22 protein-coding genes and 1 tRNA gene are annotated in these 24,948 nt (G+C 70.6%); 6 read left to right on the top strand and 17 right to left on the bottom strand.

Annotated elements, in window-relative coordinates; translation table 11 throughout:
• Positions 1–44: 44 nt before the first annotated feature.
• Positions 45–132, top strand: a tRNA-Leu gene (locus AC07DI_RS24550).
• A 567-nt stretch (positions 133–699) separates the two neighbouring features.
• Here AC07DI_RS24550 and AC07DI_RS24555 read toward each other — a convergent pair.
• The 11 genes from AC07DI_RS24555 to AC07DI_RS24605 all read right to left on the bottom strand — a co-directional run bounded on the left by AC07DI_RS24555 (position 700) and on the right by AC07DI_RS24605 (position 9,910).
• On the bottom strand, positions 700–1,167 hold the full coding sequence (locus tag AC07DI_RS24555) for a hypothetical protein (protein ID WP_478906111.1): 468 nt from the start codon (positions 1,165–1,167) through the stop codon (positions 700–702).
• A gap of 93 nt (positions 1,168–1,260) precedes the next feature.
• Positions 1,261–1,488, bottom strand: coding sequence for a DUF397 domain-containing protein (locus AC07DI_RS24560; RefSeq protein WP_478906112.1), 228 nt, complete (start codon positions 1,486–1,488; stop codon positions 1,261–1,263).
• 92 nt (positions 1,489–1,580) lie between these two features.
• Complete coding sequence (locus tag AC07DI_RS24565; RefSeq protein WP_478906113.1) at positions 1,581–1,877, bottom strand: hypothetical protein; 297 nt, start codon at positions 1,875–1,877, stop codon at positions 1,581–1,583.
• Between the two features lie 38 nt (positions 1,878–1,915).
• On the bottom strand, positions 1,916–2,773 hold the full coding sequence (locus AC07DI_RS24570; RefSeq protein ID WP_478906114.1) for a helix-turn-helix domain-containing protein: 858 nt from the start codon (positions 2,771–2,773) through the stop codon (positions 1,916–1,918).
• Positions 2,757–3,293: a DUF6879 family protein gene (locus AC07DI_RS24575; protein ID WP_478906115.1), complete on the bottom strand. Its 537-nt coding sequence runs from the start codon at positions 3,291–3,293 to the stop codon at positions 2,757–2,759. The genes AC07DI_RS24570 and AC07DI_RS24575 overlap by 17 nt, the downstream gene beginning before the upstream one ends.
• A complete protein-coding gene (locus AC07DI_RS24580) occupies positions 3,274–3,492 on the bottom strand; it encodes a hypothetical protein (RefSeq protein ID WP_478906116.1) in 219 nt (72 codons plus the stop codon). Before AC07DI_RS24580 ends, AC07DI_RS24575 begins: the two co-directional genes overlap by 20 nt.
• Positions 3,493–4,632: 1,140 nt before the next feature.
• Entirely contained in the window at positions 4,633–5,304 is a 672-nt protein-coding gene (locus AC07DI_RS24585) for a potassium-transporting ATPase subunit C (protein ID WP_384251583.1), read from the bottom strand.
• Positions 5,305–5,311: 7 nt separating this feature from the next.
• The gene (gene kdpB, locus AC07DI_RS24590; protein WP_384251580.1) at positions 5,312–7,465 is read right to left on the bottom strand and encodes a potassium-transporting ATPase subunit KdpB; all 2,154 of its coding nucleotides are present in this window, start codon (positions 7,463–7,465) and stop codon (positions 5,312–5,314) included.
• Positions 7,462–9,126, bottom strand: a complete 1,665-nt coding sequence (kdpA, locus tag AC07DI_RS24595) for a potassium-transporting ATPase subunit KdpA (protein WP_478906117.1) — start codon at positions 9,124–9,126, stop codon at positions 7,462–7,464. Before kdpA ends, kdpB begins: the two co-directional genes overlap by 4 nt.
• An 8-nt stretch (positions 9,127–9,134) precedes the next feature.
• Positions 9,135–9,224 carry a K(+)-transporting ATPase subunit F gene (gene kdpF, locus AC07DI_RS24600; protein WP_037802756.1) on the bottom strand — a complete coding sequence of 30 codons (90 nt, stop codon included), beginning with the start codon at positions 9,222–9,224 and terminating at the stop codon, positions 9,135–9,137.
• A gap of 272 nt (positions 9,225–9,496) precedes the next feature.
• The gene (locus AC07DI_RS24605; RefSeq protein ID WP_478906118.1) at positions 9,497–9,910 is read right to left on the bottom strand and encodes a cupin domain-containing protein; all 414 of its coding nucleotides are present in this window, start codon (positions 9,908–9,910) and stop codon (positions 9,497–9,499) included.
• Between the two features lie 98 nt (positions 9,911–10,008).
• Between AC07DI_RS24605 and AC07DI_RS24610 the strand changes: the two genes are divergently transcribed.
• Positions 10,009–11,037, top strand: a complete 1,029-nt coding sequence (locus AC07DI_RS24610) for a GlxA family transcriptional regulator (protein ID WP_384251727.1) — start codon at positions 10,009–10,011, stop codon at positions 11,035–11,037.
• 81 nt (positions 11,038–11,118) lie between these two features.
• On the top strand, positions 11,119–12,678 hold the full coding sequence (locus AC07DI_RS24615) for an acetolactate synthase large subunit (protein ID WP_478906119.1): 1,560 nt from the start codon (positions 11,119–11,121) through the stop codon (positions 12,676–12,678).
• Positions 12,679–12,760: 82 nt separating this feature from the next.
• Here AC07DI_RS24615 and AC07DI_RS24620 read toward each other — a convergent pair whose 3' ends face one another.
• The 3 genes from AC07DI_RS24620 to AC07DI_RS24630 all read right to left on the bottom strand — a co-directional run bounded on the left by AC07DI_RS24620 (position 12,761) and on the right by AC07DI_RS24630 (position 17,148).
• The gene (locus AC07DI_RS24620; RefSeq protein WP_478906120.1) at positions 12,761–15,637 is read right to left on the bottom strand and encodes a peroxidase family protein; all 2,877 of its coding nucleotides are present in this window, start codon (positions 15,635–15,637) and stop codon (positions 12,761–12,763) included.
• Positions 15,638–15,941: 304 nt separating this feature from the next.
• A complete protein-coding gene (locus AC07DI_RS24625; protein ID WP_478906121.1) occupies positions 15,942–16,349 on the bottom strand; it encodes a YchJ family protein in 408 nt (135 codons plus the stop codon).
• A 97-nt stretch (positions 16,350–16,446) separates the two neighbouring features.
• Entirely contained in the window at positions 16,447–17,148 is a 702-nt protein-coding gene (locus AC07DI_RS24630) for a FadR/GntR family transcriptional regulator (protein ID WP_384251562.1), read from the bottom strand.
• A gap of 138 nt (positions 17,149–17,286) precedes the next feature.
• On the opposite strand from AC07DI_RS24630, the gene AC07DI_RS24635 reads away from it, so the two are divergent.
• Both AC07DI_RS24635 and AC07DI_RS24640 read left to right on the top strand, forming a co-directional pair.
• Positions 17,287–17,802 carry a gluconokinase gene (locus AC07DI_RS24635; RefSeq protein ID WP_478906205.1) on the top strand — a complete coding sequence of 172 codons (516 nt, stop codon included), beginning with the start codon at positions 17,287–17,289 and terminating at the stop codon, positions 17,800–17,802.
• A gap of 104 nt (positions 17,803–17,906) precedes the next feature.
• Positions 17,907–19,304 (top strand): GntT/GntP/DsdX family permease, encoded by a 1,398-nt coding sequence (locus AC07DI_RS24640; protein ID WP_384251559.1) that lies wholly within the window; start codon positions 17,907–17,909, stop codon positions 19,302–19,304.
• Positions 19,305–19,348: 44 nt separating this feature from the next.
• Here the strand turns inward: AC07DI_RS24640 and AC07DI_RS24645 are convergent, their stop codons facing one another.
• The 3 genes from AC07DI_RS24645 to AC07DI_RS24655 all read right to left on the bottom strand — a co-directional run bounded on the left by AC07DI_RS24645 (position 19,349) and on the right by AC07DI_RS24655 (position 23,800).
• Entirely contained in the window at positions 19,349–20,935 is a 1,587-nt protein-coding gene (locus AC07DI_RS24645) for an APC family permease (protein WP_384251556.1), read from the bottom strand.
• 77 nt (positions 20,936–21,012) lie between these two features.
• Positions 21,013–21,975: a hypothetical protein gene (locus tag AC07DI_RS24650; RefSeq protein ID WP_478906122.1), complete on the bottom strand. Its 963-nt coding sequence runs from the start codon at positions 21,973–21,975 to the stop codon at positions 21,013–21,015.
• Positions 21,976–22,135: 160 nt separating this feature from the next.
• The gene (locus AC07DI_RS24655) at positions 22,136–23,800 is read right to left on the bottom strand and encodes an FAD-binding dehydrogenase (protein ID WP_478906123.1); all 1,665 of its coding nucleotides are present in this window, start codon (positions 23,798–23,800) and stop codon (positions 22,136–22,138) included.
• A gap of 210 nt (positions 23,801–24,010) precedes the next feature.
• On the opposite strand from AC07DI_RS24655, the gene AC07DI_RS24660 reads away from it, so the two are divergent.
• Complete coding sequence (locus tag AC07DI_RS24660; RefSeq protein ID WP_384251547.1) at positions 24,011–24,901, top strand: DMT family transporter; 891 nt, start codon at positions 24,011–24,013, stop codon at positions 24,899–24,901.
• Positions 24,902–24,948 lie beyond the last annotated feature (47 nt).

Here is a 24,948-nt window from a genome sequence, read left to right on the forward strand (position 1 = left end):
TCTCTGTGTCGCCGCGGGGAACGCCCCGCGAAGACAGACACCTTGTCCGGGTGGCGGAATGGCAGACGCGCTAGCTTGAGGTGCTAGTGCCCTTTAACGGGCGTGGGGGTTCAAGTCCCCCCTCGGACACCAGCTGAGACCCCACTTCATGTGGGGTTTTCTGCATTTCAGGGCAGTGGCGTGACCAACCACGTGACCAACGGCCCAGAGATTCCCCAGGTCAGACCAGGGATGACAGGCCGAGCCTGTTCGCTCCGGAGGCGGCGAGCTTCTGGGCTCCGTTCTTAAGCCTGCCGAAGGTCGACGGCTCGGAACTGTCCGACGCTTATGGGTGGGCCACCGCCCGGCCCCGCGTGATCACGCTCTCCGAGGACGCCCGGCCGCTGTGGCGGATCGTCCGCCGGTACGCGCGCATCCTCGGCGAGACCCTGCCGACCCAGCGGCCGGCCGCTGCACTGTCACCGGAACGGGAGCCGGAACCGCTCCCCGGATCCCGGCCGGCCGCACCTGCACGGAATGGCGCCACGGTTCTCCGCATGGACGCCTACCGGGCCACGCCCACCCCGCCCCGGTCCCCGTGCCGGAACCGAAGCGCCCGGAACCGCTCGACGCCAACACCTTCCGAGCACTCCTCCAACCAAACCAACACAAGCAAGCCCCGGCCCATTTCGGACCGGGGCTTTGTTGTTGAGAGAGGGCCTACCGCAACGGGCACTCCAGTTCCGGCATGGCCCGATTCGGTGAACAGCACACCAGGGCCAGGGACAGATACGAGGGCCGTTCGAGGTAGAAGCCGTGGGACACGTCGCCGCCCCAACCGAGCGTTTCGACTGCCGAGTTGACCAGTACCACCAGCCGCGTACTGTCGCGGCCCGACTCGGAGGCGAACCTAGGCGCGTACTCGGTAAGCCGTTCCCCGAGCCATTCCGCCGCTTCCTTCGGCTCAGCCCAGGTGCCGCGCACGAGCTTCCTGGGCTTGATGAGCCAGTACGACGTTTCGAGTGGCGGGAGGTCCACCATGGGGAACTCCGCCTTTACTTCCCTGTGTCGCTGAATCAGTTCCGGCTTACCGTCTGCCGGAGGCGGGTCAGGGTGGGGAGGCCGCCTCAGCGCCTCGTCATCGAACCGTTGCTTCGGTCCAGTCCACAGATACCCATGGTGGTGCAACTGTCGTCCCCTTCGGGGGAGTACGGAGGAATGGAGTCCGACCGGTCTCCGCCTTACGGAGGGGGGCGGAGGCCGGTCGGAGGCAGGGGGCCGTTAGGCCGACAGGCCGAAGCGAGCCGGGGCGATACCGGCCGCGTCCAGCTCGGCCGTGGTGAACCGCAGCGGCGTCATCTCGGGACGCTTGCTGTCACCCAGCGCCCACGCGTCGGGGCCGATCTTCGCGAGGGTCGCGCAGGACTCGCCATCAGGGTCCGTGTTACCTCCGCACGCCTTCTTGAACGCGGCGGTCTCGGGCAGGGGGAGGTCGTACAGGTCGGTCATCGCTGTGCCTTCCTGAATCGTTTGAACAGCCCAGAGCAGGGCCGTCTACCGCCCGTGGCAGGGCGGAATCCATGGGGATCCTGAGTACCGTCTCAGGCGGGAAAGGGGAGCTTGGAAACAAGCGTCACGCCCGGTCCTTCGGCAATGGCATGACGGTGAAACAGCTCCTGCATGATCGAGCGCGAACCGCCGACCGCATCTGTCAGACGCTCGCTCAGCAATTCCGCCTCCGACGGCAGCAGAACCATTTCTGTGTCTGCCACGTGCTTGCCATCCCTGGCAATCCACATGGGGACGCGAATGTTTCCGTCGCCGTCTCGGTACGCCTTCCGGCTGGGAATCGGATCGAGTCTCCAACCATGCTGCTGCGGTTCCTCGTTGCTCGCCATGCATCCATCATCGGGAGCCAACGGGGCCGAGGGAAGCACTAGTTACGTTGACGCATAAATCCTTCTGATACTTCAGCAAGAAAGGCGGAAGCGGCTTCATCCGTCAGGGCATAGGACCAGAACATCTCAAACAGATTCAGGTGCTGGGCTATGTCGCGAGGGTCACGCAGAACGACTTCCCCGGAGAACATTTCGACCGTCACGAGCCGATCGTCATAGACAACAAAAATGTTCATGGGGGTTCCAGGAACCTCCGCTATCTGCGGAATGACCCCCAGGCGCACGTTCGGCTTCTCGTTGACCTCGGCCATGTGGGCGCACTGGGCCGCCATGACCTCCGGTGCCGCTCGGCGCCATTTGACGGCTTGCTCCGTCATCAGGAAGGAGAACGAGCGGGAGGTGTCGTCCAGGACCCTCTGTCGCTCCATGCGGGCGTCTACAGCCCTGGTCACATCCCGTGCCGGATCACCCTCGACCGTGGGTGACAGGGTGGCGGTCGCGTAGGCCCGGACGTGCAAGAGGCCGGTCGGGATGGCGGGGAGGAAGTGCCTCATCACGTGCGAGGAGGACTCCAGCGCCTTCAACTCGGCTTGCTTCTGGTGCATGCCTACACGGGCATAGGCACGCCATGACGCATAGTCGACGTTAGCCCTGCGAGCAAGCCGAAGTATTTCGTCAGCCACTTGGGTCGGAACCGCAAGAGCTTTCAGGATGCGCTCAACATCCATAACCGTCGGAAGTGCTCGACCGGTCTCAATGCGGCTGATCTTTGTCTGACTCATGTTGCAGCGAACAGCGAGGCGTTCGCCGCTCAGCCCAGAAGCACGGCGGAGGCTCCGTAGAGCCCCCGCCAAATCCTTGCGCTCCTGCGCCTGCGTCTCAGGTTCGATAGGCACTGAATGGAACTGCGCTTTCGAGTGCTAGATCCCGCCATGCGAGGTACTTACTAATGTCAGGATCGTGAATCAGTTCACGGTTGATCTGCGTTCCGTCAGCACGGTAGTTCAGGTGAACCACCGTGCTTTCGTCGAACAGCCAGAAGTCTTGTTCCGGAAGTCCCGGAATCGGGGCGTCCGTCAGGTCAACTATCTGATAGTTCTCCCCGGCCGCGACGTTGCCGGGAATGCACCACTCAAACAGATAGCGGCTGTAGTCGGTCAGCGGCCGTCGCACGATCTTCGCCCGCGTCATCCTGCGCCCGGCCACAGCGTGATCCCGGATCAGGTCGCGCCACGGAGCATTGAAGCCTTCCGGCAGCGGCTCCCCAGCGAGGAATGAACGGACCGTCTCCGCCTCGGCAGGCATGGTGTACGTCTGGTGGACCTCCAAGCGGAACGCGGAGCGCTTGAAGTCCCGGAAGTACGCCTGCCACTCCTCGCCGTCCAGGAAGGTTGGGCTAGAGCCATCCACGGGCACGTGCGGCCTCCTTCAGGGTCTCCTCGGGGATCAGGACAACGGACTCGCCTTCGGGCGTCCAGCGGTCCACGTCGTACCCCTGTATCGCCAACATCGCGGGATCTGCCGTCTCGTACACAGTCGGGCAGTCACCGTTGCCGCACTTGTCGTCGTCATCGCTCCGGCACGGTCCGCCCGCGATCATGCGTAGTTCGTCCACTGAGACCCCCTCCGGTCTGTGTGCTCAGCAAGCTACGGACGGTCATTCCCACGACACAAGGTAGGCCCGCACTTTAGTCACGTTCTCGCATAACTTGGCGGGTGCGAGTCAGGGCGACGGGGGCTCTGAGCTGGGGTGGACAGTGGTTGGTCACGTGACCAACGCATGACCAACAGCGGTCCGGAACGGGCGGAAACGGGGGGAATGCACGACCAACGCCAGCCGTCAACTCATCAGCGTGCCGCGGACATTCCCGCAGGTCAGCTAACCAATGGGCTGATGCCCGAAGGGAGAGGTCAAGTCCCCCCTCGGACACCAGCTGAGACCCCTGTTGATCAGGGGTTTTTTGCTTTTCCGGGGCTGCGGCATGACCAACCACGTGACAGTGGGGTCCAGACGCCCCCGCTGTCCGGCCGTCCCGTCCGCTGCCTGTCCGGCAGCGTCCGAGGTCCGGTGCGGTTCGGGGAGCAGGACCTTGGAGCCCTTCTGGTCGGGGGCCTTGCGGACGATCACCAAATCGCGGCCGAGAATGGTGGAGGTCCAATCAACGAGGCGGCCGGCGAAGCCCTGGTCTGCCCAGACCTTCCGGACGCCCGGGTGGTCAAGCCGGGCCACGGCAGGGGGCCCTTCGTGCCATCGCGGTCCTGGACGTTCTCCGCATCCTGCGCGGTCAGGTTTGGGAGGCTGACGGACCACACCCTGCCCGCACCACATAGAAGATCGCGTCCACGCCCCGCCGTCACGGACACTTCTCCCGCCGCTCGCCCTTGGGGCCCACCCTGGTCTGAGGGAGCAAGGGCCCTTCAGTGCCCACTGCTCGTCCGTCAGGTCAGACGGATATCCACCTTCGGCTCGGTCGGCATGGGTACTTCATCGACCCATCACCTAGGAATCCCTGGTTCATCTGCGGTCTCTGGGACAGGTCGCCGCCCCAGCCCGGCAGCCGCGCCGCTGGGTTGACCAAGCGACTTCAGCGGACCGGTCTCCGGCACGCCTGCAACAGAGCATCGGTGATCTCTACCGAGACACCAAGACCTCCGCGTCCACACGTCTACGTATCCAACATCCAGCTCGGCCGGTCCGTCATCGGCGGGGCCCCGCCACGCGGCCGGAGCCCCGCACAGGCAGCACGACTCCGACTCAGTTCCTCCCCGTCAGCTCGCTCAGCGCGATGTTGAGTCGGAGGACGTTGACCCTCGGTTCGCCCATGAAGCCGAGGGTTCGGGCGTCGGTGTTGGCGGATATCAGGTGCTGTACCTGGCGTACGGATAGGTGGTTGCGGGCGGCCACGCGGTGGGTCTGGAGGCTGGCGTAGGCCGGGGAGATGTGGGGGTCCAGGCCGGAGCCGGAGGACGTGACCGCGTCGGGCGGGACGTCGGCGGGGGTGAGCCTGTGGGTCGGGGTCGAGTTGTCCCTGATCACGGCTGCCTTCGCGGCCTTCACCTGGTCGATCAGCTCCTTGTTGTCGCCGGAGAGGTTGGTGGCGCCGGAGACGAGCAGTTCGTAACGGGTGTTGACGCTGTTCTCGCCGAGGCCGTTGGAGGGGCGCGGCTGGAACCACCTGAGGTCCGGCTCGGGTGTCTTCTGGCCCTTCTTCAGCGGCAGGTCGTAGCGCTGGCCGATGAGTTCGGAGCCGACGGTCCTGCCGTGCGCGCTCACCTCGGAGCCGTTGGCCTTGTCGTGGAAGAGGGCCTGGGCGACGCCGGTCACCGCCAGCGGGTAGAGGACGCCGCAGAGCGCGGTCAGGACGAGCAGGGCGCGCAGGCCCGCCCCCAGCAGCCGGGCGGAGTTCCGTACGGAGTTGTTGTTCATGACCGCGTCACCCAATGCCGGGGAGGAGGGAGAGGAGTACGTCGATGATCTTGATGCCGATGAACGGGGCAATGAGGCCGCCGAGACCGTAGACGCCGAGGTTGCGCCGCAGCATCCGGTCGGCCGTCATCGGCCGGTACCGCACGCCTTTCAGGGCCAGCGGCACGAGGGCCACGATGATCAGCGCGTTGAAGACGACCGCCGAGAGGATCGCGGACTCCGGCGACGACAGGTTCATGATGTTGAGCTTGTCGAGGCTCGGGTACGCGACGGCGAACATGGCCGGGATGATCGCGAAGTACTTCGCGACGTCGTTGGCGATCGAGAAGGTCGTCAGGGCGCCCCGGGTGATGAGGAGTTGCTTGCCGATCTCGACGATCTCGATGAGCTTGGTGGGGTTGGAGTCGAGGTCGACCATGTTTCCGGCCTCCTTGGCGGCCGACGTCCCCGTGTTCATGGCCACGCCGACGTCCGCCTGCGCGAGCGCGGGAGCGTCGTTCGTGCCGTCGCCGGTCATCGCGACCAGCTTGCCGCCGGCCTGCTCGCGCTTGATCAGCGCCATCTTGTCCTCGGGGGTGGCCTCGGCGAGGAAGTCGTCCACGCCCGCCTCGTCCGCGATGGCCTTGGCGGTCAGCGGGTTGTCGCCCGTGATCATGACGGTCTTGATGCCCATGCGGCGCAGTTCGTCGAACCGCTCGCGCATGCCCTCCTTGACGACGTCCTTGAGGTGGATCACCCCGAGGACCCGGGCGCCGTTCTCGTCCTCCAGGGCGACGAGCAGCGGGGTGCCGCCGGCCTGGGAGATCGAGTCGTGCAGGGTCCGCGCGTCGGGGGCGACCTCGCCGCCGCGCTCCTCGACCCAGGCGATGACCGAGCCGGTCGCGCCCTTGCGGACCTTGCGGCCTTCGATGTCCACGCCGGACATCCGGGTCTGCGCGGTGAAGGGGACCCATTCGGCGCCGGTCAGCTCGCCCTGGTGGCGTTCGCGCAGGCCGTACTTCTCCTTGGCGAGTACGACGATGGAGCGGCCCTCGGGCGTCTCGTCGGCCAGTGAGGAGAGCTGGGCGGCGTCGGCGACCTCGGCCTCGGTGGTGCCGCGGACCGGGACGAACTCGGCGGCCTGGCGGTTGCCGAGGGTGATGGTGCCGGTCTTGTCCAGGAGCAGCGTCGACACGTCGCCCGCCGCTTCCACCGCACGGCCCGACATGGCGAGGACGTTGCGCTGGACCAGGCGGTCCATGCCGGCGATGCCGATCGCGGAGAGCAGGGCGCCGATGGTCGTCGGGATCAGGCAGACGAGCAGCGCCGTCAGGACGATCAGCGAGGTCTGGTCGTCGGCCCCGGCGTAGATCGCGAAGGGCTTGAGGGTGACGACGGCGAGCAGGAAGACGATGGTGAGGGAGGCGAGGAGGATGTTCAGCGCGATCTCGTTGGGTGTGCGCTGCCGGGCCGCGCCCTCCACCAGGTTGATCATGCGGTCGATGAACGTCTCGCCGGGCTTCGTCGTGATCTTGATGACGACGCGGTCGGAGAGCACCCTCGTACCGCCCGTGACGGCGGACCTGTCGCCGCCGGACTCGCGGATGACGGGGGCCGATTCGCCGGTGATGGCGGACTCGTCGACGGAGGCCACGCCCTCGACGACGTCTCCGTCGCCGGGGATGATGTCGCCCGCCTCGCAGACGACCAGGTCGCCGACGCGCAGGTCGGTGCCGGGCACCGACTCCTCGCCTCCGCCGGTCAGGCGGCGCGCCACCGTGTCGGTCTTGGCCTTGCGCAGCGTGTCCGCCTGCGCCTTGCCGCGGCCCTCGGCGACGGCCTCCGCGAGGTTGGCGAAGATCGTGGTCAGCCAGAGCCAGGCGGTGATCGCCCAGCCGAACCAGTCCCCCGGGTCCAGGATCGCGAGGACGGTGGTGACCACCGAGCCGATCAGGACGACGAACATGACCGGGGACTTGACCATCACACGCGGCGAAAGTTTGCGGAAGGCGTCCGGCAGCGACGTCAGGAGTTGGGCCGGGTCGAAGAGGCCTGCGCCGACCCGGGTGTCGTGGGTGGCGGTGTGACCGGTGGGAAGGTCCTGGTGGGGGGCGCGGTCCGCGGTGGCGACGGAACCGCCGCTCCGGTCGCCGGGCTCGTTCTCGTGCAGGTGTGTGCTCATGACGCAAGCCCCTCGGCAAGCGGTCCCAGCGCGAGCGCGGGGAAATAGGTCAGACCGGTGATGATCATGATTGCGCCGACCAGCAAGCCGGTGAAGAGCGGTTTCTCGGTGCGCAGGGTTCCCGTGGTCGCCGGGACCGGCCGTTGCTGCGCCAGCGAGCCCGCGAGGGCCAGCACGAACACCATCGGCAGGAAGCGGCCGAGCAGCATCGCGATGCCGATCGTGCTGTTGAACCACTGGGTGTCGGCGTTCAGGCCCGCGAAGGCCGAGCCGTTGTTGTTGGCCCCGGAGGTGTAGGCGTAGAGGATCTCGGAGAAGCCGTGCGCGCCGGAGTTGGTCATCGAGTTCCCCGGCGTGGGCAGGGCCGTCGCGACGGCCGTGAAGCCGAGGACGAGCGCCGGGGTGATCAGGATGTAGCAGGCCGCCAGCTTGATCTCGCGGGTGCCGATCTTCTTGCCCAGGTACTCCGGCGTCCTGCCGACCATCAGGCCCGCGATGAAGACCGCGATGACCGCCATGACGAGCATGCCGTAGAGGCCGGAGCCGACGCCGCCCGGCGCGATCTCGCCGAGTTGCATGCCGAGCATCTCGATGCCGCCGCCGAAGCCGGTGTAGGAGGAGTGGAAGGAGTTCACGGCGCCGGTGGAGGTGAGGGTGGTGGCCACCGCGAAGATCGACGACCCGCCGATCCCGAAGCGGGTCTCCTTGCCCTCCATGGCCCCGCCCGCCAGGTCGTGGGCCGGGCCGCCGTGGTGGAACTCGGTCCACATCATCAGCGCGGTGAAGGCGAGCCAGATTGTCGCCATCGTGGCGAGGATGGCGTAGCCCTGCCTGACCGAGCCGACCATCTTGCCGAAGGTCCGCGTCAGCGCGAACGGGATGAGAAGGATCAGGAAGATCTCGAAGAGGTTCGAGAACGGGCTGGGGTTCTCGAAGGGGTGCGCGGAGTTGGCGTTGAAGTAGCCGCCCCCGTTCGTGCCCAGCTCCTTGATGACCTCCTGCGAGGCGATGGCGCCGCCGTTCCACTGCTGCTTGCCGCCCATGAACTGCCCGACCTCATGGATGCCGGAGAAGTTCTGCAGGGCGCCGCAGGCTACGAGGACGAGCGCGCCGACGACGGAGATCGGGAGCAGGACGCGGACGGTGCCGCGCACCAGGTCGGCCCAGAAGTTGCCCAGTTCACCCGTGCGGGAGCGGGCGAAGCCGCGTACCAGGGCCACCGCGACCGCGATGCCCACGGCCGCGGAGACGAAGTTCTGCACGGCGAGGCCGCCGGTCTGCACGACGTGGCCCATGGCCTGTTCACCGGCGTACGACTGCCAGTTGGTGTTCGCCACGAACGAGGCGGCGGTGTTGAAGGCCTGGTCCGGGTCGATGGAGCGGAAGCCGAGTGATCCTGGCAGCGAGCCCTGGAGCCGCTGGAGCAGGTAGAGGAAGAGGACGCCGATGGCGGAGAAGGCGAGGACGCCGCGCAGGTACGCGGGCCACCGCATCTCCGTGTCGGGGTCGGCGCCGATGGCCCGGTAGATCCACTTCTCGACGCGAAGGTGCTCCTTCGAGTTGTAGACGCGGGCCATGTGGTCGCCGAGCGGGCGGTATGCGAGTGCGAGCGCCGCCACCAGGGCGAGCAGCTGGAGCACACCGGCAAGGACGGGGCTCATATCCGTACTCAGAACCTCTCCGGAAAGACGAGGGCGAGGACGAGATAGCCAAGGAGGGCGACGGCCACGACGAGGCCGACGACGTTCTCGGCGGTCACAGCTTGGTCACCCCCTTGGCGACGGCTGCCACCAGCGCGAAGACCGCGATCGTGGTGACGACGAAGGCCAGGTCGGCCATCGTGAGCTCCTGACGGAAGAGATGGGGGAACTGCTCGAACGGACGATTAGAGGAAAGCGTCCGTTCGAGCCGTTCCGTCCTGCGTTGACGCCCTCCATACGGCGCCGGCGGGCCTCTTGACGGGTCTCTTACGATCTCTGCCCGTATGAGCGGGCGTGAGGGCTCTGACCTGTGGGGTTACGCGTCGGGGCGCTAGCTGAGCGGGTGTCCCGCGGTCGCGTCCACGTGGTCCGGGATCTCCTCGTGGCGGTCGCCGACGGTCAGGGTGCCGGTGGGTTCGAAGAGCAGGATGCGGGCGCCGTCGGGGGCGTACGGCCGGTGCTCGGTGCCGCGCGGGACGGTGAAGACCGAGCCCTGCTCCAGCGTGACGCGGCGCTCCCCCACGGGCTCGCGCAGATCGATGTGGAGCTCGCCGCCGAGTACGAGGAAGAACTCGTCGGTGTCGTCGTGGACGTGCCAGACGTGCTCGCCCTCGACCTTGGCGACGCGGACGTCGTAGTCGTTGACGGAGGTGACGATGCGCGGGCTCCACAGGTCGTCGAAGGAGGCGAGCGCCTGGTCCAGGGAGAGAGGTTCGCTGTTCTTGAGGTGTGGTTCCGGGTTCATGACATCGATCTTCCGGCGTGACGCGCCGCCACCACGAGTGCTAGAAATCGCGCATGCCGCAAGAATCCTCGCAACCGCCGACGCCGCCACAGGCGCGGATGCGGGCGCGGACGCAGGCGCCCCCGCACCGCGTCGTGGTCGTCATCGACGAGGGGACCAACCCCTTCGAAGTCGGCGTCGCCACCGAGGTGTTCGGGCTGCCGCGCCCCGAACTCGGCCTGCCCGGCGCCCTGTACGAGATCGTGCTGTGCGCCACCGGGCCCGAGGTGCGGATGAACCACGGGTTCTTCAGCCTGACCGGCGTACCGGGACTCGACGCCGCCGACACGGCGGACACCTTGATCATGCCGGGCCGCCCCGACCACACCGTGCCGCGCGCCCCGGCCGTGCTCGACGCCGTCCGGCGCGCCCACGCGCGGGGCGCCAGGATCATGAGCTTCTGCACCGGCGCCTTCGCGCTCGCCGAGTCCGGCATCCTCGACGGACGCCGGGCCGCCACCCACTGGCAGTGGGCGCGCCCCTTTCGTGAGCGATTTCCGGCCGTGCGGCTCGAACCGGACGTGCTCTTCGTGGACGACGGCGACATCCTCACCGCCGCGGGCAGCGCCGCCGCCCTCGATCTGAGCCTGTACGTGGTGCGCGGCGACTTCGGCGCGGAGGTCGCCAACTCCGTGAGCAGGCGCCTCGTCTTCGCCGCCCACCGGGACGGCGGACAGCGGCAGTTCGTGGAGCGGCCGGTTCCGCAGGTGCGGGACGAGTCCCTCGCGCCGCTGCTCGCCTGGGCGCAGGAGCGTCTCGCCGAGCCGCTCACCGTGGCCGGTCTCGCGGCCCGCGCCGGGGTCAGCCCCGCGACCCTGCACCGCCGGTTCCAGGCCCAGCTCGGCACCACTCCGCTGGCCTGGCTCACCGGCGAACGCGTGGCCCTGGCCTGCCGACTCATCGAGCGCGGCGAGGAGCGGATCGACGTGGTCGCGCACCGCAGCGGCCTGGGCACCGCCGCCAACCTGCGGGCCAGGCTGCGCCGCGAGACGGGGCTCAGCCCGTCGGACTACCGGCGCAGGTTCGGCCCCGGTGTGCCCGCGGCGGCTGGCCGGATCCCGGCTGCCGTCACGCCCCGGACTCCGTGAAGACTGGGCCTCTCCCACGCACCGGGGGCCGCCGCCCCACCGCGCGCCCACCCCATTGCCACCGAGCAGAGGCGGACCGCCATGCCGAACGGAGCGCAGATCCTGGTCGACGGCCTCGTGGCCGGGGGTGTCCGAGCGTGTTTCGCCAACCCGGGCACCTCCGAGATGCACTTCGTGGCCGCGCTCGACAAGACGCCCGGCCTGCGGCCCGTCCTCTGCCTCTTCGAGGGCGTGGCGACGGGTGCCGCGGACGGATACGGGCGGATGACCGGCCGCGCCGCCTGCACGCTGCTGCACCTCGGCCCCGGCCTCGCGGGCGGCCTCGCGAACCTGCACAACGCCCGGCGGGCCGCGACGCCCCTGGTCAACGTCGTCGGCGACCACGCCCTGCACCACAAGCGGCTCGACGCGCCCCTGGAGTCCGACATCGGGGCGCTGGCCCGCACGGTGTCGGCCTGGACGCGGCGTACGTACTACGCCTCGGAGCTCGCCGGTGATGTCGCGGCCGCCGTCGCCGCGGCGGCCGGACCGCCCGGCGCCGTCGCGACGCTCGTCGTGCCCGCCGACGTGTCCTGGTCGCAGGCCGACGGACCGCCCGCCGCCCCGCGCCCCGCGCCCGCCCGGCGCGGCCTCGTCTCCGTGGACGCCGTGACGGGCGCGGCCGCGGCGCTGCGGTCGGGTGACGAGGTCGCGCTGCTGCTCGGCGGGGCGGCCGCGCGCGGCGCCGGGCTCGCCGCCGCGGGGCGGATCGCCGGGGCGAGCGGGGCGCGGCTGCTGTGCGAGACCTTCCCGGCCCGTCTGGAGCGGGGCGCGGGGCGTCCCGCCGTCGAGCGGCTCGGCTACCTCGCCGCGGGCGCGGTGCGCCAACTCGCGGGCGTACGGCACCTGGTGCTGGCCGGAGCCGCGTCGCCGGTCTCCTTCTTCGCCCATCCGGGGCAGAGCGGCACCTTGGTTCCCGACGGGTGCACGGTGCACACGCTCGCGGCAGGCGCGGAGGATGTGACGGCGGCGCTCGAAGGGCTCGCCGAAGTGGTCGGTCCGTGCGCGAGGCCCGTACGCCAGGAGGCGGTCCGGCCCGGGATGCCCACCGGTGAGCTGACCGCCGAGTCGGCGGCCGCCGTGATCGGGGCGCTGCTCCCGGCGGACGCCGTGGTCGTCGACGAGGCCAACACCTCGGGTCTCTGGCTGTCCGGGGCGACCGCGGGTGCGCCGCCGCACGACTGGCTGACGCTGACCGGCGGGGCGATGGGGCAGGGGCTGCCGCTCGCGGTGGGGGCGGGGGTGGCCTGCCCCGGCCGGCCCGTGGTGGCGCTGGTCGGGGACGGGGCCTCGATGTACACGCTGCAGGCGCTGTGGACCCAGGCCCGGGAGGGGCTCGACGTCACGACGGTCGTCTTCGACAACGGGTCGTACGCGATCCTGAATCTGGAGCTCGGGGCGGTGGGGGCGGCGGGCGGTGCGCGGGCGCGGCGGCTCCTGGATCTGTCGGGGCCGTCCCTCGACTTCGTCGCGCTGGCGCGCGGGATGGGGGTGCCGGCCGAACGGGCCACGACGGCGGAGGAGTTCGCCGTGGCGCTGAAGCGGGGGCTCGCGGAGCCGGGGCCGTTCCTCGTCGACTGTGCGGTGCCGGCGCTGGGTTGAGGGCCTGTGTCATGTCCCCGGCCCGGCTCCTTCCCGAAATCTCCGGCCGGGTCCGCGAGCCCCGGGTATGCCGGGGCCGCCGTCAGCCGCCGGCGCGTGGTCCGCCGTCGCTCACCGGCTGCACCTGCCGCCATGGCGCGAACGCGCTCGCGCCGCGCGGCAGCAGGCCCGCGAGCTCCGGGCAGTGCCGCAGCAGGACGGAGTTCATGCCGCCCTTCTGCACCCAGTCGATGCCGAGCGGGGTGTAGATCTCGGGGCGGAAGTCGACGGTCAGGAAGCGGTCGCTCTGCAGCCGTCGGGTGGCCATCAGGATGAAGACGCGGAAGGCGGTGTCGCTGAAGCCGAAGCCGTGCGGCGGGTTCTCGGCGAACAGGCCGACCACGGTGTCGATCTCGTCGACGGAGCGGTAGACGTCTTTGAGGCGGGCGACGGTCTCGGGGTCCTGCGAGAGGTCCTCGAACCGGCGGATGCGCGGCTTGTGCAGGCCCTCGACGAAGTCGTTGTAGCGGGGCACGCCGCGCCTGCGGGTGCGAACCAGGTCGACGACGGACAGGTCGATGATCTCGCCGTCGCGCTCGAACCGCTGGAGCGCGCGCGGGAAGTTGTGCAGCGTGATCGCGCCCGGGTGGGAGATGCCGAAGGAGTACAGCGTGTCGGCGAGGCCGGTCTTGCGGATGGCGGCCTCGGCGGCGCCGCCCTGGATGTCGCGGAAGCCGAGGGTCTCGAGGCGCTGCCCGAAGTGGTGCTCGCGCATCTCGAAGTCGTCGGGGATCAGCGGGTGCATGCGGTAGACGGTGACGAACTCCTCCGTCAGGGAGTACGGCGTGCCGTGGTGGTCGGGCAGCGTCCTCGGGATTCCCGTCAGCGAGTGGGATTCGAACAGCCACAGGCCGAGCTTCTGCAGCCAGCGGTCCGGCGGCCCGTCCCAGTTGGTGTGCAGGCCCAGGTCGATGGTCTCGGTGGCGAGGATCGCCGGGGTCCACTCCACCGTGTGGATCTTGGCGATGAGGGCGGAGACGACCAGGCGTGCCGTGTGGTAGACGCTCTCCTCGCTCATCGAGGGGTACGTGTGCCGCAGCGCGTCGCAGACCGCGTTGTGCTCGCGGGCGAAGAGGGTGTGCATGGCGCTGAGGCCCATCCACCAGCTCTCGGCGAAGCCGGTCAGCGGGATACCGTTCGGGCCGATCGGCAGGTGGCCGTCGTCCAGGCGGAGTTTGGCTCCCCCGTCGGGCTCCCGCAGGAACTTGGCGGTCCGCTCGTTCTCGCCGTACACCTCGGAGCCGTCCCACCAGTGGGACGCGAGGTTGTCGAAGAGGATCGGCGGCCGGTCGCCGGGGAGTTCGAGCCCCTCGTTCTCGGCGAAGCGCATCACCTTCTCGGCGGGGCCGCCCGGGGTGTTGTGCCAGGTCGTGCCGGGCGGCAGCGGCACCTCGACGGACTTGCCGCCCGGCTTGTGGCGGCGGTGGTTGACCCAGTCGTGGACCTGGAACTGTATCCAGGCGGCGGCCAGTACGTTCAGCGAGGTCGCGGGCAGGAACGTGTCCCGGTACAGGAGCTGGCGGCTGACCGTGACCGGGTTCGGGACGTCGAAGAGGTCGGGGCGGTAGACCGGCTCGATGTTGCGGCCGAAGACCGCGCCGACCGCGCCCATGGCGGGCCGGGAGAGGTCGTTGTAGGTCCCGTCGTAGGACCGGACGGTGCGCAGCTGCTCGTCGAACGGGGCGGGCACGGGCCCGGCCTCGGGCGGCGCCTCGTACACGTCGGTGTCGATGAGGTTGAAGCGGCGCAGTGCCTTGCGCAGGAAGACGAGGTTGAGCAGGCTCGCCTGCAGCGGCAGCCGGTGCCAGGGCACATAGCGGTTGAGGAGGCGGAGCGCGGCGCCGACCGGCGCGCCGAGCGCCTTGTTGCGCAGGGGCTCCTCCGTGACGAAGCGCAGTCCGTGGCGGTGTGCCGCGCTGGCCTCGTAGGCGGACTTGCGGGCGCGGCTGAGATTGCCGAGCGGACGGAAGTCGTCGGTGGTGTACCAGGGGTTGAAGCCGATGACCTCCACGCGACCGCCCGCGGCCCGCGCCTGAGCGGTGTCGAGGTCCTGGCTGGGGATGGTGAGCGTGGCGACGGCCACCGCGGGCGCGACGGACTCCGGCCACTCGACGGAGCCGTCCTCCACGGGGGTGCGCCGCTCGTCGACGTACCGCTGGACGCACAGGTCGAAGGCGATGTCGTGCCGGACCAGGCGCGTCTCAAGCTCGCGGCGCAGGTACTGCGGGTCGCGCCGCTCGCCGCCGGAGCCGGGGGCGGGGCCGCCCGGCACCGGGCGCAGCAGATAGCGGACGGGCCCGGCCCGGCCCCAGAGGATGGCGCTGCGGCTCCAGTACGTCTCCGCCGCGAGGCTCCTGACGGGATGCCGGGAGGCCGCCCTGACGTTGCGCCGCATGCGGGTGGCGGTGGTGGGGCCGACGGCGAGCGGGAGCTTGACGAACAGGGCCAGCGCCTTCTTCGTCCGGGTGGTCGCGCCCGCCATGGCGCGGGCGAAGGCGACGAACTCGCGGGCGTCGCGGGCGTGCGACACCGGGTGGTTGGTGGCCAGCAGGTCGTGGTTCTCCTCGGCGGACACCGTCACGCGCACGGCGAGGCCGCGCAGGTCGGGCGCGCCGTCGGCCTGCCGGATGCCGCTGGCGTTGGAGAGCCGCACGGTCGCCGGGTAGACCGCGCCGGGCTGTGCGAAGCCGCGGCGCAGGGCGTCGGGGAGGTCGTCGTGGAAGCGCAGGCGGGCGTTCTCCACGCCGAGGGCGGCCTTGGCGTGCAGGGTGCGTTCCAGGCCCGCGGACCTGGCCGCGCGCCGGTTCTTCTCCTGGACCTTCATCACTTCCCGCGCCAGGCGCTGGAACAGCCGGCGCTCGGCTTGCGGACTCCCGCCCATGTAGCGCTCGTAACTCTGCTGCTGTCCGGTGTCGGCCATCGGGCGCCTCTTCCTTCACACGGCTGCGTGCGGGGCTGCGTACGGCACAGGGGGGCAGGCAGACGCTACTGGCAGCGCCGGTGGGCCGCAGCGGCGGTTCCCGCCTATGTACGCGACCGCGGCCCGGTGTCGAACAGGCGGGCGGGGCAGAGCGTTTGGGCCCGTGGGCGGCTGTCAACCGAGTGCGGTGTACGTGCGCCGGACCGCCTTTCACACCCCGTGTGAGTTCACGCTCCCCAGCAGTCCCACGCGCGCGGTCCGCGCGGTGGCCGGGTCCCGACGGGTGGCGGTGCCGGGCCGGCGCCTATTCGATGAAGGTGCCGTCCACGTAGACCCACGCGCCGTCGAGCCGCTCGAAGCGGCTCTTCTCGTGCAGGGAGTCGGGGCGGCCGCCGTCGGTGTAGCGGGCCCGGAAGGTGACCGTGCCGGTGGTGTGGAAGGCGGTGCCCTCGGAGGTCGCGCCGATCTCCAGGCCGGTCCAGCGCAGCGCCGGGTCGAACTCCACGCGCGGCGGCCGGGTGCGCGGGTGCCAGGTGCGCAGCAGGTAGCTCTCGTCCCGCACGGCGAAGGCGCTGTAGCGGGAGCGCATCAGCTCTTCGGGGGTCCTCGCGGCGGCCTCGCCCCGGTGCAGCCTGCCGCAGCACCGCTCGTACGGCTCGGGGTGCCCGCAGGGGCAGGGGGTGGCGGTGGGGCGGGCGGCGCGTCGGGACATGCCGTCCATTGTGGCCGACCGGCGCGGGCTGCCGCGCGCGGGGTTCGCGCGCGGGGTTCAGGTACCGCCAACCGCGTGCCGCGTGCCGCGCCCGGTGTCAGGGGGCGAGGATGTCCAGTTCGTCCAGGGCGCCGAGGGCGATCTCCCGGGTCAGGGCCTCCGCGCGGGCCGCGTCGCCCTCCCTGACCGCCTCGGCGACCTTGACGTGCAGGGTGACGGCGGGCGGGTCCGGGTCCTCGAACATCACCTGGTGTGCGGTACGTCCGGTCAGGACCTCGGCGACGACATCGCCGAGCCGGGCGAACATCTCGTTGCCGGAGGCGTTGAGGATGACCCGGTGGAAGGCGACGTCGTGCCGGAGGTAGCCCTCCAGCTGGTGGCCCCGGGAGTGGGCGACCATGCCGAGGGCGCACTCGGTGAGCTCGGCGCACTGTGCGGCCGTGGCGTGCCGGGCGGCGAGCCCCGCGGCGACCGGCTCGACGGCGGAGCGCAGGACGGTCAGCGAGCGGAGCTGCCGTGCCCGGTCGGCGCCGGCCAGGCGCCACCGGATGACCTGCGGGTCGTAGACGTTCCACTCCTCGGTGGGCAGTACGGTCACGCCCACGCGGCGGCGGGAGGCGACCAGGTGCATGGACTCAAGGACCCGGACCGCCTCGCGCATCACGGAGCGGGACACCTCCAGGCGCTGGGCCAGCTCGTCCGTGCGCAGCACGCTGCCCGGCGGGTACTCGCCGGCGGTGATGGCGGGCCCGAGGCTTTCCAGTACGCGGGAGTGCAGCCCTCGGGCCTGTGCGGTCATGACGGAAGCCTACGAGGGGCACACCCGGAACAATAAGTCAGACTTTTATGTCACACGCTCTTGAATTCGTCAGACCTAATGGGTTTCAGTGACGTGAACAACCGACCGATGTCGATGAAGACAGCGAGGCAGGACGCGATGCAGGAACGGCGCACCCCCCACGTCGTCGTAGTCATGGGCGTGGCAGGGACCGGCAAGACCACGATCGGGCCCCTGCTCGCGGACCGGCTCGGCGTCCCGTACGCCGAGGGCGACGACTTCCACCCGCCGGAGAACATCCAGAAGATGACCTCCGGCACGCCGCTCACCGACGACGACCGGTGGCCCTGGCTCGACGCGATCGGCGCGTGGGCGCACGGGCGCGCCGGCCGGGGCGGGGTGGTCAGCAGCTCGGCGCTGAAGCGGAGCTATCGGGACCGGCTGCGGGCCGCGGCTCCCGGCGTCGTCTTCGTCCACCTGACCGGTGACCGGGCCCTCATCGAGGAGCGGATGGGGCAGCGGCAGGGGCACTTCATGCCGACCGCGCTGCTCGATTCGCAGTTCGCCACGTTGGAGCCTCTCGGGGCGGATGAGGTGGGCGTCGACGTCGACGTCGCCGGGTCCCCGGAGGAGATTGCCGACCGGGCGGTCGAGGCGCTCGGTCGACTCGGCTGAGTGCTCCCGCCGGAGGTTCTTCTGCTGCGGGCCGCATGTGGCTGGTCGCGCAGTTCCCCGCGCCCCTGTCGGGGCACGACTCACTCACGTACAAGGAAAGCACCGTGACCCATCTCAGCGTCGAGATGCTGGCAGCGGATTCCGTCGAGCCGATCACCTCGGCGGGCCACGCCCAGCTGGGGATCGCCGTTCTCGCGGGCATCGCCGTCATCGTCCTGCTCATCACCAAGTTCAAGCTGCACGCGTTCCTCGCGCTGACCGTCGGTTCGCTCGCGCTCGGGGCCTTCGCGGGCGCGCCGCTCGACAAGGCCATCGCCAGCTTCACGGGCGGGCTCGGCTCGACCGTCGCGGGCGTCGGTGTCCTCATCGCGCTCGGCGCGATCCTCGGCAAACTGCTCGCCGACTCCGGCGGCGCCGACCAGATCGTCGACACGATCCTCGCCAGGGCGGGCGGGCGCGCGATGCCCTGGGCGATGGTCCTCATCGCCTCGGTGATCGGGCTGCCGCTCTTCTTCGAGGTCGGCATCGTGCTGCTGATCCCGGTCGTCCTGATGGTCGCCAAGCGCGGCAACTACTCGCTGATGCGCATCGGCATCCCGGCGCTCGCCGGTCTCTCCGTGATGCACGGGCTGATCCCGCCGCACCCGGGACCGCTCGTCGCGATCGACGCGGTCAAGGCCAACCTGGGCGTCACGCTGGCGCTCGGCGTCCTCGTCGCGATCCCGACGGTGATCATCGCGGGACCGCTGTTCTCCAGGGTGGCGGCGCGGTGGGTGGACGTACCCGCGCCCGAGAAGATGATCCCGCAGCGGCCCTCGGAGGAGCTGGACAAGCGCCCCGGGTTCGGTGTCACGGTCGCCACCGTGCTGCTGCCGGTCGTGCTGATGCTGGCCAAGGCGCTGGTGGACATCGTGGTCGACGATCCCGGCACCACGGTGCAGCGGGTCTTCGACGTCGTCGGCTCGCCGCTGATCGCCCTGCTCGCGGCGGTGATCGTCGGGATGTTCACGCTGGGCCGCGCGGCCGGGTTCACCAAGGACCGGCTGTCCACCACCGTCGAGAAGTCGCTCGCCCCGATCGCCGGCGTGCTGATGATCGTGGGCGCGGGCGGCGGTTTCAAGCAGACGCTCATCGACATCGGCGTGGGCCAGATGATCCTGGACCTCTCCAAGGACTGGTCGATCCCCGCGCTGCTGCTCGCCTGGCTGATCGCGGTGGCCATCCGGCTCGCGACGGGTTCCGCGACGGTCGCGACGATCTCGGCGGCCGGGCTCGCGGCGCCGCTCGCCGCGGACATGTCGACGGCGCACACGGCGTTGCTCGTGCTCGCCATCGGTGCGGGGTCGTTGTTCTTCTCGCACGTCAATGACGCGGGGTTCTGGCTGGTGAAGGAGTACTTCGGCCTGGACGTCGGCCAGACGGTGAAGACGTGGTCGGTGATGGAGACGATCATCTCTGTGGTGGCGGGGGGACTGGTCCTCCTGCTGTCGCTGATCATCTGAGGCTCGGGGGCGACCCGGCTCGGGGCGCCCCCGGACCCCGCTCCTCAGTCGCCGGAGGGGCTGGGATTTCCCCCCGGCGACGACGACGCCTTCTCCAGCTGGAACGCCTCGTTGCCGAGTCCGATCCGCGCGTGCGCCTGCGGGTTCGTGGAGCGCAGGAACGCCCCGTAGGCCACGCCGGTCACCGCGGCGGCGAGGATGACGCCGGGCAGCGCCCAGCTGAGCGTGGAGCCCTCGCCCGCGCCTACCAGGACGTCGAAGTCCTTGACGGTGTAGCCGGCGATGACGAGCAGGCCGACCGTGGCGAGCGCGGACGCGGTGATGCGCCAGGCCTGGGCGCGCGCGGCGCCTCGGCGGGCGAAGAAGACGATCACGGCGACGGACGCGGTGGCCATCAGGAGGATCACGCCGAGCGCCCCGATGTTGCCGCCCCACGTGAACAGGTGCAGGACCGGCGCGGTGGGATCGCCCGCCGCCCCGTCGTCCGCGACGGCGAAGGCCACGACGACCACCACCGAGATGACGGTCTGGAGCAGCGAACCGGTGCCGGGCGCACCCGTTGAGGTGTTGGTGCGGGCGAACGCCGCGGGCAGCAGCTTCTCGCGCCCCATCGCGAACGCGTAGCGCGCGACGACGTTGTGGAAGCTGAGGATCGCCGCGAACATGCCGGTCACGAAGAGGACGTGGAGCACGTCGGTGAAGGTGGCGCCGAGCCGGGACTCGGTGAGGCCGAAGAGCAGCCCCGCGCTCTGCTCCCGCGCCGCGGGGACGATGCCGGAGGGGCCCGCCGCGACCGTCAGCGCCCAGGAGCTCACCGCGAAGAAGACGGCGACGAAGCCCACCGCGAAGAACATCACGCGGGCGACCACGACCTGCGGGCGGCTGGTCTCCTCGGCGTACACGGGGGCCTGCTCGAAGCCGGTGAACGCCGCGATGCAGAAGCACAGGGACGTGGCGACGCCCGCGCCGCTGAGGGTGTCCGGGTTGAAGGCGTGCAGCGACAGGCCCTCCTTGCCCGGGTCGGCGAGGGCCGCGATGTCGAAGACGGCGACGAGCGCCACCTCGATGAGGAGCAGGACACCGAGCACCCGCGCGTTGAGGTCGATCTTCAGCCAGGCGAGGACGGCGACCACGGCCACGGTGACGAGCGCCGGGATCCACCAGGCGACCTCGATGTCGACGTACGTGTCCAGGAGCCCGGACACCTCGAAGCCGAGAAGGCCGTACAGGCCCGCCTGGAGGGCGCTGTAGGCGACGAGCGCGACCAGCGCGGCGCCCGCGCCGGCAGTGCCGCCGAGGCCACGGGATATGTACGCGTAGAACGCTCCGGCGTTGTGCACGTGCCGGCTCATCTCGGCGTAGCCGAGGCTGAAGAGCGCGAGGACGACGCCGAGGATGAGGAAGAGCAGCGGCTGGCCGACGATGCCCATCACGCCGTAGGTGGTGGGCATGACGCCGGCGACGACCATCAGGGGCCCGGTCGCGGCGAGCACGGACAGCAGCAGCCCTGCCGTGCCGAGCCGGCCCGCTCGCAGCGCCCGCTCCTGTCCCTTGTACGTGCTGATCCCGGCGTCGCCCGCCGGTTCGCCGGATGCTCTGATGCCGCTCGGGCTCGAACTTCCCGTCGCCATGGCGCGGTTGTCCTTTCGGGGGTACGGATCGGGGGACGGTTGCGGTGGGTCGAGCCGGGGCGGTCGGGCCGAGCCGGTCAGGACGGGCCGAACGCGGTGGTCCGGGCGGCGGTGAACGCCGGGTACGGGTCCCGGTCCGGGTACGACCAGGGGGCCGGGGTCGCGTGCCGTCCGATGCGGTGGAAGAGCGCGGCGGCTTCGGCCGCCCTGCCCTCGCAGGTCTTCGCGTGGGCGAGGAAGTTGAGGTCGATGAGGCAGCGCGGGTGGCCGGGCCGGTGGGCCCTCTCCCACGCGAGCCACCAGTCGAGGGCGGCCTTCATGACGCCGCGGGCGCGCCGCCCGGTCCAGTGCCCGGAGACGAGAGGGTCGGGCGACTCCAGGCCCGCGGTGGCGAGTACGCGGTAGCGCTCGGCGTGCGCGACGACGGGCAGGACGGCCAGCGGCGAGTCTGCGGGCGCCTGTTCGGCGGCCCAGGCCGCGAAGTCGTACACCTCGTGCAGGGGGTCCTGGCCCGCGCCGGGGCGCCGTTCGGCGAGCCGGGCCACCATCAGGTGGTGGGCGTGGTGGTGCTCCGGATGGCGGTGGCGGACCTCGTCGAAGAGGCGTACGACATCCTCCTCGCGGCCCAGTGAGCGTTCGAGCAGGAGCAGCGCGAGCAAGGGCGTCGGATCGTGGGGGACGCGCGCGGCGGCCTCGCGGCACCGGTCGCGGACGGTGTCCGAACGGGCCTTGCCGCGCAGCGCCTTGTGCACGGCGGCGAAGGCGAGGAGCAGCTCGGCGTCGTGGCTCTCGGGTTCGGCGAGGCGCCAGTCGCGGGCCCACGCGGTGGTGGTGGGCACCTGTCCGAGGACGTCGAAGCGGTGTCCCCTGCGGTCCCAGTCGTCGCCGGTCGCGGCGAGCAGCGCACGGACCTCGGTCCAGCGGCCCTGCGCCAACGCGGCCCGCGCGGCGACGAGTTCGGCGTCGTCGAGTGCGGCGTCGAAGGCGTGCGCGGAGGCCTTCTTGCGGGAACGGCCCAGTGGGGGTGGGGGTGGTGACACCGCGGGACGTCCTCCCCGGCGCGGCTTGCGTACGGATGATCACGCACAGCAAAGCGGTAGGCACCACTCCACGTCAAGGCCCGGCAGTGTCCCCGTTCTTCACCAAGTCATCTCGAAATCACCAGACTTCACCCGCCACCTGCGCCAGCCCCTTGCGGCCTCAGTTCACCGCTCGGGCGGCGGCGCGGCCCGCCGTGCGCCCCGAGAAGAGGCAACCGCCGAGGAAGGTGCCCTCCAGGGAGCGGTAGCCGTGCACTCCGCCGCCGCCGAACCCGGCGGCCTCCCCGGCCGCGTACACACCGGGCAGCGACTGCCCGCCCTGGGTCAGGACCCGCGAGGAGAGGTCGGTTTCCAGGCCGCCGAGGGTCTTGCGGGTGAGGATGTTGAGGCGTACGGCGATGAGGGGGCCCGCCGCGGGGTCGAGGACGCGGTGCGGGGGGACGGCCCTGATGAGCCGGTCGCCGAGGAACTTGCGGGCGCCGCGGACCGCTGTCACCTGGAGGTCCTTGGTGAACGGGTTGGCGATCTCGCGGTCGCGCGCGGCGAGGGTCCTGCGCAGGGCGGCCTCGTCGATGAGGGGGCCCGCCGACTCCGCCGCCAGCGCGTTCATGCCGCGCACCAGGGCGCCGAGCTCCTTCTCGACGACGAAGTCGACGCCGTTGTCCATGAACGCCTTGACGGGCCCCGGCACGTCGGCGCGCGCCCGGTCGATGACACCGCGCACGGATTTCCCGGTCAGGTCCGGATTCTGTTCGGACCCGCTCAGGGTGAACTCCTTGCCGATGATGCGCTGGTTGAGCACGAACCACGTGTAGTCGTAGCCGGTCCTCATGATGTGCTCGAGGGTGCCGAGCGTGTCGAAACCGGGGAAGAGCGGCACGGGCAGGCGGTCGCCGCGTGCGTCGAGCCAGAGGGACGAGGGGCCCGGCAGGATGCGGATGCCGTGCCGGTCCCAGATGGGGTTCCAGTTCTCGATGCCCTCGGTGTAGTGCCACATCCGGTCGCGGTTGATGAGGTGCGCCCCGGCCTCCTCGGCGATGCCGAGCATCCTGCCGTCCACGTGCGCGGGGACCCCCGAGATCATCTTCTTGGGCGGTGTGCCGAGCCGCTCGGGCCACTGGGCGCGTACGAGGTCGTGGTTGCCGCCGATGCCGCCCGAGGTGACGATGACGGCCTGGGCGCGGAGTTCGAAGCTTCCGGTCACCTCGCGGCCGCTGGCCCTGCCCCGCTCGACGGACGACGGTTGGAGGATCTCGCCTGTCACCGTGTCGACGCTGCCCGCGCTGCGCGAGAGCCCCGTGACGCGGTGCCGGAACTTGAGGTCGACGAGGCCGCGCGCGGCCCCCGCGCGCACCCGCCGCACGAACGGCGCGAGCAGCCCCGGGCCCGTCCCCCAGGTGATGTGGAAGCGCGGCACCGAGTTCCCGTGGCCCTGCGCGTCGTAGCCGCCGCGCTCGGCCCAGCCGACCACCGGGAAGAACCGCACGCCCTGCCCGTGCAGCCAGGGCCGCTTCTCACCGGCCGCGAAGTCGACGTACGCCTCGGCCCACTTGCGCGGCCAGTGGTCCTCCGGACGGTCGAAGCCGGCCGTGCCCATCCAGTCCTGGAGCGCCAGCGCGTGGGAGTCCTTGATCCGCAGCCGCCGCTGCTCGGGCGAGTCCACGAAGAAGAGACCGCCGAAGGACCAGTGCGCCTGGCCGCCGAGCGACTGCTCGGGCTCCTGGTCGAGGAGGATGACCCGGCGCCCCGCGTCGACGAGCTCCGCGGTCGCCGCGAGACCCGCGAGTCCCGCCCCGATCACGATCACATCTGCGTCGTACGCCATAGGGGTCGTCCTCCTCGACAGGGTCCCGCGTGGTTCCGCGTGGTTACCGGTGGGTCAGATCCTCGGTAGCCCGATGGCCGACGTCAACCGAAACAGGGCCGGGGAATGGCCTTGGCTCCCGGGCGTGGCGCGATCGATGGGCCACTATGGTCGGCGAAGTCCCCATTTCGCGCGCCCCGGCCTGGCCCCCGACCCCCCGAGGTATGTGACGTGTCGGTACTGATCCTCGCCCTCTCCCTCGGGGCCGCCTGCTGCCTCGGGCTGGGCTTCGTCCTGCAGCAGAACGTGGCGCAGAACGCGCCGCTGAGCGACTTCCTCTCACCCCGGCTGCTCCTCGACCTGATGCGGGAGCCCCGGTGGCTGGCCGGCATCGGCCTGATGGTGTGCGGCATGGTGCTCGGCGCGCTGGCGCTCGGCCGCGGGGAGATCTCGTTCGTCGAGCCGCTGCTCACCACCCAACTGCTCTTCGCCCTCGCGCTCTCCCGGCACCAGACCGGCCAGTCGCTGGGCCGCCAGGGCTGGGCCGGACTCATCCTGCTCGCGGGCGGGGTGACCGCGTTCATCGTGGCGGGCCAGCCGCGCGGCGGCGACGCGGTGACGAGTCCGCTGCGGCACTGGCTGATCTTCGGTGTGATGGTGGGCGCGGCGCTGCTCCTGACGGCGTTCGCCAAGAGGACCGAGTTCGGCGTGGGCCCGGTGCTGCTCGCGCTGGCCGCGGGACTCCTCTTCGGGGTGCAGGACGCGCTGACACGCATCACCGGGGACCGGTTCGCCGACGGCGGGGTCTCCGAGGTGCTCACCGGCTGGCAGCCGTACGGGGTGGCGGTGCTCGGCGTCACGGGGCTGATCCTCGTGCAGAGTGCCTTCGAGACGGCGCCGCTGCGGATGTCGCTGCCCGCGCTGACCGCCGCGCAGCCGCTGGCCGGGATCGCGTGCGGCGTCGGGTTCCTCGGGGACCGGCTGCGGACCGACACGGGGGCGTTGGCCTGGCAGGCGGCGGGGCTGGCGGCGATCGTGGCGGGGGTGGTGCTGTTGGGTCTGCATCCCGCGATGCCGGGGTCTGGCCGGGGGCCTGTGCGGGGGTATGTGGACCGGCGATGAGGTGTTGCCGGTTCATCACCGGCTTCGCCGGGTTCGTCCTCGAACGC

Source organism: Streptomyces sp. NPDC044106, assembly GCF_056433985.1.

Excerpts from the sequence above, each read along its gene's own strand:
- AC07DI_RS24655 (WP_478906123.1), bottom strand. The coding sequence starts at position 23,800 with ATGGCGTACGACGCAGATGTGATCGTGATCGGGGCGGGACTCGCGGGT.
- AC07DI_RS24625 (WP_478906121.1), bottom strand. The coding sequence starts at position 16,349 with ATGTCCCGACGCGCCGCCCGCCCCACCGCCACCCCCTGCCCCTGCGGG.
- AC07DI_RS24620 (WP_478906120.1), bottom strand. The coding sequence starts at position 15,637 with ATGGCCGACACCGGACAGCAGCAGAGTTACGAGCGCTACATGGGCGGG.
- AC07DI_RS24635 (WP_478906205.1), top strand. The coding sequence starts at position 17,287 with ATGCAGGAACGGCGCACCCCCCACGTCGTCGTAGTCATGGGCGTGGCA.
- AC07DI_RS24585 (WP_384251583.1), bottom strand. The coding sequence starts at position 5,304 with ATGAACAACAACTCCGTACGGAACTCCGCCCGGCTGCTGGGGGCGGGC.
- kdpA (WP_478906117.1), bottom strand. The coding sequence starts at position 9,126 with ATGAGCCCCGTCCTTGCCGGTGTGCTCCAGCTGCTCGCCCTGGTGGCG.
- AC07DI_RS24605 (WP_478906118.1), bottom strand. The coding sequence starts at position 9,910 with ATGAACCCGGAACCACACCTCAAGAACAGCGAACCTCTCTCCCTGGAC.
- kdpB (WP_384251580.1), bottom strand. The coding sequence starts at position 7,465 with ATGAGCACACACCTGCACGAGAACGAGCCCGGCGACCGGAGCGGCGGT.
- AC07DI_RS24565 (WP_478906113.1), bottom strand. The coding sequence starts at position 1,877 with ATGGCGAGCAACGAGGAACCGCAGCAGCATGGTTGGAGACTCGATCCG.
- AC07DI_RS24630 (WP_384251562.1), bottom strand. The coding sequence starts at position 17,148 with ATGACCGCACAGGCCCGAGGGCTGCACTCCCGCGTACTGGAAAGCCTC.
- AC07DI_RS24560 (WP_478906112.1), bottom strand. The coding sequence starts at position 1,488 with ATGACCGACCTGTACGACCTCCCCCTGCCCGAGACCGCCGCGTTCAAG.
- AC07DI_RS24615 (WP_478906119.1), top strand. The coding sequence starts at position 11,119 with ATGCCGAACGGAGCGCAGATCCTGGTCGACGGCCTCGTGGCCGGGGGT.
- AC07DI_RS24645 (WP_384251556.1), bottom strand. The coding sequence starts at position 20,935 with ATGGCGACGGGAAGTTCGAGCCCGAGCGGCATCAGAGCATCCGGCGAA.
- AC07DI_RS24610 (WP_384251727.1), top strand. The coding sequence starts at position 10,009 with ATGCGGGCGCGGACGCAGGCGCCCCCGCACCGCGTCGTGGTCGTCATC.